Here is a 556-nt window from a genome sequence, read left to right as displayed (position 1 = left end):
CATGGCTTATCGCAACGTGCTGCGTCCTTCATCGCCTCTCAGTGCCAAGGCATCCACCAGATGCCCTTCAGACGCTTGATCCTCTTCAGCGGTTGCGCCACGCGCAGGGGCAAGCCCAGGCGCACGCGCAACACCGCAAGATGCATCAGACCTGCGAACCAACCCCCTCAAGGGGAGCCGGCCCGAGGTCCGTCCTCGGTCACTTAACAATCGTCTTCACACTGTCCATGATCCCGCTCCACCGCTTTCCAGCGGCTAAGCGCACGTTTCCGTGTTGCGTTTCCTTCTGACGGATCTCCACGAGCCCCACCCTCGCCTCGACACCAGAAGACTGGTGGAGGCAGACGGGATCGAACCGACGACCTCCTGCTTGCAAAGCAGGCGCTCTCCCAACTGAGCTATGCCCCCGTTCGGCGTCAAGCGTTTGCGGCCTGATGGATGGTGGGCCAGGGAGGATTTGAACCTCCGACCTCACGCTTATCAAGCGCGCGCTCTAACCAACTGAGCTACTAGCCCCTCATGGCCACCCTCCATTCGAAGAGGGCCATGATGAGAT

The 556-nt window shown here is 60.8% G+C and carries 2 tRNA genes; both read right to left on the bottom strand.

From position 1 onward, the window contains the following. Positions 1-332 precede the first annotated feature (332 nt). Positions 333-408, bottom strand: a tRNA-Ala gene (locus tag DS843_RS30970). A 31-nt stretch (positions 409-439) separates the two neighbouring features. Further along, positions 440-516 (bottom strand) — tRNA-Ile (locus tag DS843_RS30965). Between the last annotated feature and the right edge of the window lie 40 nt (positions 517-556).

The organism is Roseomonas genomospecies 6 (assembly GCF_008365375.1).
GTDB lineage: Bacteria > Pseudomonadota > Alphaproteobacteria > Azospirillales > Azospirillaceae > Azospirillum.
Note: the sequence above shows the minus strand (reverse complement) of the source record. Positions and strands in the feature narration are given on the sequence as shown.